4 protein-coding genes and 1 pseudogene (1 of these 5 only partly in view) are annotated in these 7,073 nt (G+C 63.2%); 3 read left to right on the forward strand and 2 right to left on the reverse strand.

Annotation, left to right across the window (positions count from 1 at the left end; translation table 11 throughout):
- The first annotated feature begins 93 nt into the window (after positions 1 to 93).
- Complete coding sequence (locus tag ACXJKE_RS21900) at positions 94 to 1,701, forward strand: B12-binding domain-containing radical SAM protein (RefSeq protein ID WP_457282697.1); 1,608 nt, start codon at positions 94 to 96, stop codon at positions 1,699 to 1,701.
- A 19-nt stretch (positions 1,702 to 1,720) separates the two neighbouring features.
- Here the strand turns inward: ACXJKE_RS21900 and ACXJKE_RS21905 are convergent, their stop codons facing one another.
- On the reverse strand, positions 1,721 to 3,418 hold the full coding sequence (locus ACXJKE_RS21905; RefSeq protein ID WP_457282698.1) for a phospholipase D-like domain-containing protein: 1,698 nt from the start codon (positions 3,416 to 3,418) through the stop codon (positions 1,721 to 1,723).
- A gap of 126 nt (positions 3,419 to 3,544) precedes the next feature.
- Entirely contained in the window at positions 3,545 to 5,473 is a 1,929-nt protein-coding gene (locus tag ACXJKE_RS21910; RefSeq protein WP_457282699.1) for an ATP-binding cassette domain-containing protein, read from the reverse strand.
- A gap of 208 nt (positions 5,474 to 5,681) precedes the next feature.
- On the opposite strand from ACXJKE_RS21910, the pseudogene ACXJKE_RS21915 reads away from it, so the two are divergent.
- Positions 5,682 to 6,119, forward strand: a pseudogene (locus ACXJKE_RS21915) ((2Fe-2S)-binding protein); the annotation flags it as partial.
- 137 nt (positions 6,120 to 6,256) lie between these two features.
- A protein-coding gene (locus ACXJKE_RS21920) for a molybdopterin cofactor-binding domain-containing protein (RefSeq protein ID WP_457282700.1) crosses the window boundary here: on the forward strand, positions 6,257 to 7,073 show its 5' end (the start). It continues 1,493 nt past the right edge of the window; only the first 817 of its 2,310 coding nucleotides appear in the window; it begins with the start codon at positions 6,257 to 6,259; its stop codon lies off the right edge, out of view.

Consider the following 7,073-nt stretch of genomic DNA (forward strand, 5'->3'; position numbering starts at 1 on the left):
AAGACAGCGTGCGGGCATCGCTCGATGACGGTTAGTCCGTTTTCACGCTACCTTATTACAGCCGTTTTCAGAGTCAGCCCAGATAATAGGGGCATGCCGCGCATTGTCCTCGCCACCCTCAACGCGAAGTACATCCACGCTTCGCTGGGCCTGCGGTACCTGCTGGCCAATATGGACCTGCATGGCGGCCCCGGCCTTCGCGCACAAACGTTGCTGCGCGAATTTGTGATCCAGCAACGGCCCATGCAGATCGTCGAGGAGTTGCTGGCGCTCGATCCTGAAGTCATCGGCCTCGGCATTTATATATGGAACGTGGTGGAAACCACCCAGGTCGTGCGCCTGCTCAAAACCCTGAGGCCCGGCATCAAGGTGGTGCTGGGCGGACCCGAGGTCAGTTACGAGACGGGCGAACAGGAAATCTGCCGCCTGGCCGACCATGTGGTGACCGGCTGGGGCGATGTGAGTTTTCCCAAGCTCTGCCGTGCCTTGCTCGAGGGCCCGCAACCGCTGATGAAGGTCGTTGCGGGGGAGCAGCCGGCACTGGAGGCGCTGGCCCTGCCTTATGGCGAATACACCGACGAAGACCTGGCCAAACGGTTGCTGTATGTCGAAGCCTCGCGCGGCTGCCCCTTCAAGTGCGAGTTCTGCCTGAGCTCGCTCGACAAGACCGCCTGGGCTTTCGATCTGGACGCGTTTATGGCCGGGATGGACGCGCTCTACCGGCGCGGCGCACGCAACTTCAAGTTTGTGGACCGCACGTTCAACCTGAAGGTCGAGAACTCGGTGCGCATCCTGCAGTTTTTCCTGGACCGGATGGCGCCTGACCTGTTCGTGCATTTTGAAGTGGTGCCCGACAGCCTGCCCGACCGGCTCAAAGTGCTGATTGCACAGTTCCCGGCAGGTTCGCTGCAGTTTGAAGTCGGTATCCAGAGCTTCAACCCCGAGGTGCAGCAGCGCATTTCGCGCAAGCAGGACAACGCCAGGACCGCGGACAACCTGCGCTGGCTGGTGAACGAAAGCCAGGCCCATGTGCACGCAGACCTGATCTTCGGTTTGCCCGGCGAGACGCTGGAGAGCTTCGCCGAGGGTTTTGATCGCCTGCATGAACTGGCGCCGCATGAAATCCAGTTCGGCATCCTGAAGCGCTTGCGCGGCACTCCGATTACCCGGCACACGGCGGAGTTCGCCATGGCGTATGACCCGCAGACGCCGTACACGATTTTGCAGAGCTCCACGATTGACTTTGTCACCATGCAGCGCATCAACCGCTTCGCACGGTATTGGGAAATGCTGGCCAACTCAGGGCGTTTTGCACGGGGGCTCCAGCTGCTCCTGGCACCGGGCTCGGCATTCGGCCATTTTCTGCATTTCAGCGACTGGCTCTGGGCCAGCACCGGTAAAACCCATGAGTTCGCACCTGAGAAACTGGTGGATTTGCTGTTTGAGCATCTCACCGCAGTGCGGGGCCTGGTCAGCGCAGAGGTGCTCAGCGCACTGTTGGCCGACTACCTGGCCAGCGGCGCACGCGGCCGCCCCAATTGCCTGGCCGATCTGCTGGGTGCCGCCCGGCCGGCTGCGCCGCTGCACGCCGGAAGACAGGGCGCAGCGCGGCAGGGGCGTCATGTAAACCAGAAATCAGGGTTTCAGGACGAGTCGGGCGCCCACCGGGAAGCCATTCAAAAGGCTGCAGCGGCCGCTTGATGAGCCAAAGCCCCGATCTTTAAAGCATCTCTTCCGGCGCAAAGGGCCCGATCAGCTTGAGCATCAGTTGCAGTCCCCAACTGGCATCCGGCTCGATCATGGAGTCCTTGAGGGGCGAGCCCTGCGGCGCGCGCCAGACCAGCCGGCTGTTCTCCAGCTCGACCCGGTAGGCGCCCGACGCCAGCGTAGGTTCGATCAGCCGCGTGGCTTCGGCCGAGATTGCGCGGTTGCGGATGACGATGGCCACTTCGCTGTTTTGCAGCTGCGAGCGCAGGTCCAGGTTCATGGAGCCCACGACCAGCATCCGGTCGTCCATGACGACGACCTTGGAATGCAGGCTGGCACGTGAGCCGCCGGTGGAACCGCCCGTGGATCCCCCCGCGATCGCTGCCGAGCCGAAGCTGCTGAAAGAGCCTTCCTGCTCGGCGCGCATTTCGTAAATCTCGATGCCCATCTCCAGCAAGGCCTTGCGGTAGCGCGCGTAACCGACGTGGGCAGCCGGCGCGTCGTTGGATGCCAGTGAGTTGGTGAGCACCCGCACACGAATACCGCGTTGCCGGAGGTCGGCAAACTGCTTCATCATGCGTTCGCCGGGCACGAAGTACGGCGAAACGATCAGCAGGTTGTTTTTGGCCTGCGACATCAGTTGCAGCAGCCCGTCGACCGTGGTGTCCTGCGATTCTTCAGTGGTGTCGGCGTCGGCGGCGATCTTGGACGCCTTGTCCACCAGCAGCACCGAGGGTGCCCAGGTCCAGGTTAAGAGCCGCAGGTCGGTCGAATCCGGCAGCGTCGGCAATGCAGAGGTCGCCCGTTCCGGCCGGGTTGAGGGGGGTACCGCGCCGTCACCCGCCTGGAGGGTAGCGGCCTGTGCCGTGCCTGCGGGAGAAGAACGGTTTTCAGGGGCCGGCGGCTTGCGCTTGAGTGCGTCGATTTCCTTTTCGGTCATCAGCGACTGCACCGGGTATGCCAGCGGGTTGTTCCAGTACTGGTCAAAGCTGCGCGACAGATCTTGCGCGATGCGGCCGGCCGCCAACACGTCGATGTCCACAAAATTGGTACCGGTGCTTTGGCCGAAGTAGGTTTCGCCCAGGTTGCGTCCGCCGGTAATGGCCACCGCGTTGTCCGCCACAAAAATCTTGTTGTGCATGCGCCGCTGCATGCGCGCCGTGTCCTTGAGGTTGCCCAGGATTCGGAACATCAGCGAGCCACGGCCGCCCGGCAGGGGGTTGAAGAGGCGCAGCTCGATGTTTTTTTCAAACGCCAGCTTCAGCACCTGCGCGTTTTTACCCGAGGTGTTGAAGTCGTCCAGCAGGATGCGAATCCGCACGCCACGGCCCGCTGCTTCGCGCAGCGCCTCAAACATGCGTTCGGTGGTTTCGTCGGCAAAGATGGCGTAGTACTGGATATCCAGTGTCTTTTGCGCCGCCTTGATCAGCGTCATGCGGCTGGTGAAAGCCAGTTCTGCGTCGCCGACCAGCGCAAACCCCGAATCGTTTCGCGTGCCGGCCTTGGCCGCACGGGCTGCCACCAGGCTGCCCAGGCGCGTTTCGGCCGGGTTGGCCAGCGCGGTGGAAACCGGGCGGTCGACCTCGCTGGGTAGCGAGGCGCAACCCGCTATCCAAAGAGCGGCGAAGGCCATGGCCAGCCCCCGCAACGCGCGCCAGCCTGTGTGCGGGATCAAGCGGATGCCGGGAAGGGCGCGGGAAGTGGTCTGCATGGTGCAGGCCACTTTAGCGTAAGGAGATGTATTTGGTGCCGCCGGTCCCTGCGTTCGCGCCTATTTTTCTTGTAGGCGCGAGGCTTGACTACACTGACCGCGCCGGAAACACGCGAAGCCGGCGCGTTAAGACGACAGCGTTTCCCAACGCTGCAGTGCGGCCATCAGCTCTTCCTCGATCTTGCTGTTGCGCGCGTTGAGTTCCGCCGCCCGTTTGGCATTCGTGGTGTAGAGCGTTCCGTCATAGAGCTCCTGCCCGATGGCTTTTTGCTGCGACTCCAATTGCTGGATCAGCGCCGGCAGGCCGTCGAGCTCGCGCTGCTCCTTGTAGCTCAGCTTCTTTTTTGATAGCGGCTCGCGCTCGTCCTTATTGGGCTGCGGGCTTGTTTTGCTTGAAGTTTTGCTGCCGGCGGGGCTGCTGGCGGGCTTGTTGGCACCGGTGATCTGCGCTGCGCGTTTGGATTGCGTGATCCAGTCCGTCACGCCGCCTTCGTACTCACGCCAGAAGCCCGGGTTCTCGGGCGTACCTTCATAGGCAATGGTGCTGGTGACCACGTTGTCCAGGAAGCGCCTGTCGTGGCTGACCAGGAACACCGTGCCTTCGTAGTTTTGCAACAGGTCTTCCAGCAATTCGAGGGTGTCGATGTCCAGGTCGTTGGTGGGCTCATCGAGCACGAGCACGTTGGCCGGCCGCGCGAACAGGCGCGCCAGCAGCAGCCGGTTGCGCTCGCCGCCTGACAGGGTGCGCACCGGTGAATTTGCGCGCTGGGGCGAGAACAGGAAGTCGGTCAAATAGCTCTTGACGTGTTTTTTCTGGCCGTTGATTTCGACCCACTCGCTGCCGGGGCTGATGAAGTCTTCCAGGGTGGCGTCCAGGTCCAGGCTGTCGCGCATCTGGTCAAAGTACGCGACCTGCAGGTTGGCACCCTGGCGAATCTTGCCGGGCGGATTCGTCACGTCGGGCTGCAGCTCGCCCAGGATGAGCTTGAGCAGCGTGGTCTTGCCGGCGCCGTTGGGTCCGAGCAGGCCGACCTTGTCGCCGCGCAGCAGCGTGCCGGTGAACTTGTTGACGATGAGCTTTTCCGAACCGGGATGGCCGAAGCTCTTGCTCACGTCGGTGAGCTCGGCGACGATCTTGCCGCTCTTCTCGCCGCTGGAGACATCCAGGTTGACGCGGCCCACCGCATCACGCCGTGCGGCACGGTTGTCGCGCAGGGCTTCGAGGCGCCCAATGCGGGCCACGCTGCGGGTGCGGCGCGCTTCGACACCTTTGCGGATCCACACCTCTTCCTGCGCCAGCAGCTTGTCGGCCTTGGCATTGATGACGGCTTCCTGGGCCATCTGCTCTTCTTTTTGCACCAGGTACTGGGCAAAATTGCCGGGGTAGCTGTTCAGTTTGCCGCGGTCGAGCTCGACGATGACGGTGGCGACCTGGTCCAGGAAGGCCCGGTCATGCGTGATGGTGATGATGCTGCCGTTGAAATTGACAAGCAGGTCCTCCAGCCAGGCGATGGAATCGAGGTCCAGATGGTTGGTCGGCTCGTCGAGCAGCAGCACGTCGGGTTTGGCGACCAGCGCCTGGGCCAGCGCCACGCGTTTTTTGGTACCGCCCGAGAGCGAGCCGACGATGGCGTCCTTGTCCAGGTGCAGGCGGTGCAGGGTTTCCTCGACCCGCTGCTCCCAGGTCCAGCCGTCCAGCGCCTCGATTTCCGACTGCAGGGCGTCCAGGTCGGTGTTTTCGTCGGCTGCGAGATATTGCTCAACTACATGCCTTGTGCGCGCCAGTCCTGCGCTGGCAGCTATAAAAACCGTAGCATGCGGGTCCAGGCTGGGTTCCTGCGGCACGTAGGCAATACGCAGGTTCTGCTGCAGTTGCAGCGTGCCGTCATCGGGTTTTTCGAGGCCGGCGAGAATTTTCAGCAGGGACGACTTGCCCGTGCCGTTGCGTCCGATCAGGCCGATGCGCTGGTTGGTTTCAAGGGAAAAATCTGCGTGATCCAGCAGTGCGACGTGCCCAAAAGCGAGTTGGGCGTCCAGTAAGGTAATAAGTGCCATAAGGGGGCAGATTATCCGCCCCTGCCGTGACGCGGTTTCTTTATAGGCTCTTCATCGGCCCCGCAAGCCCGCCCTTGGCCACATACGTGCCATCCGTTAAATACAAGTTATTACGTGGGTGGCCGGTGTCGCATCTGCGCCCTATCGCTTGCCACGCCTCGCCGATATAGTCGTCCGTTCCGGCGATTCGATCGCTGAAGGAGGGACCTTGGAACTGCAAATCAATGGCCGGGCCGTTCAGGCCGACGCCGACCCCGGCATGCCCTTGCTCTGGCTGCTGCGCGACGTGCTGAACATGACGGGCACCAAGTTCGGATGCGGCGTGGCCGCGTGCGGCGCCTGCACGGTGCGGGTGGACGGCGAAGCGGTGCGGTCCTGCGTCGTCCCGGTGTCCGCCGTGGTGGGCAAGCGCATTCAGACCATTGAAGCGCTGGGTGCGCCGGACAAGCCCCACGCCCTGCAGGTCGCCTGGATTGCCGAACAGGTGCCCCAATGCGGCTATTGTCAGTCGGGCATGCTGATGGCGGCCGCCGCCCTGCTCGACAAAATCCCCAAGCCGACAGATGCGGACATCGATGCCACCATGACCAATATCTGCCGCTGCGGCACTTACCAGCGGATCCGGGTGGCCATCAAGCGCGCGGCCGGCATGGCGCCCGGCGGCAAGGGCCCAACACCTAGGGCTCAATTTTCCGCCGGGCCGCCCCAAGGAAACGAGCCCCGGAATATGCAAAAAAGGGGCAGCGCCTTACGCGAAGCGAAAAGCGTGGGGGCCACGTCCTCATGAAGAGAAGAGCCTGGCTGCTCAGTGCAACCGGTGCGGCAGGCGCATTGCTGGTGGGCTGGAGCCTGTTGCCGGCGCGCTCCCGGCTGGGCAGCCCGGCCAAGCCCTGGCCTGCGAGCATTCCCGAGCTTGATGGCGCGGTGTTCAATGGCTGGGTCAAGATACGGGCGGACGGCGGTGTGGTGCTGGCCATGCCGCGCAGCGAGATGGGCCAGGGCGTGCACACGGCGCTGGCCATGCTGGTGGCCGAAGAGCTTGACGTGCCGCTGCAGCGGGTGACCGTGGCGCAGGCGGGTTCTGATGCCATTTACGGTAATGTCGCGATGCTGGTGGGCAGCCTGCCTTTTCACCCACTGGACGTCGATGACTTTGCCAAAGAAGGCGCCCCCAGGGTTCGCCCTACTCCGGTCAGGATCGGCGAGTGGATGATGGGCAAGGTCGCCCGTGAGCTCGGCATCAACGCGACAGGGGGTTCCTCAAGCCTGGCGGATGCCTGGGACGTGGTGCGGCTGGCCGCTGCCACGGCCAGGGCATCCCTGCTGGGGGCCGCCTCGCTGGACTGGAAATTGCCGGTGGATGAGCTCACAGTCAAAAACGGCGTGATTTCGCACCCTTCAGGTCCCTCATCCCACTACGGTGAACTGGCGAAATTTGCCGCAGCGACTCCGCCGGGCGACGTGACACTCAAAAGCCGCGGGGACTGGAAGCTGATAGGGCGCAGCGCCCCGCGGCTGGATTTACCTGCCAAGGTCAATGGCACGGCTGTTTTTGGCCTCGATGTCCGGTTGCCGGGCATGGTGTATGCGGCGATCCGGC

The sequence above is a fragment of the Polaromonas sp. P5_D5 genome, from assembly GCF_054049435.1.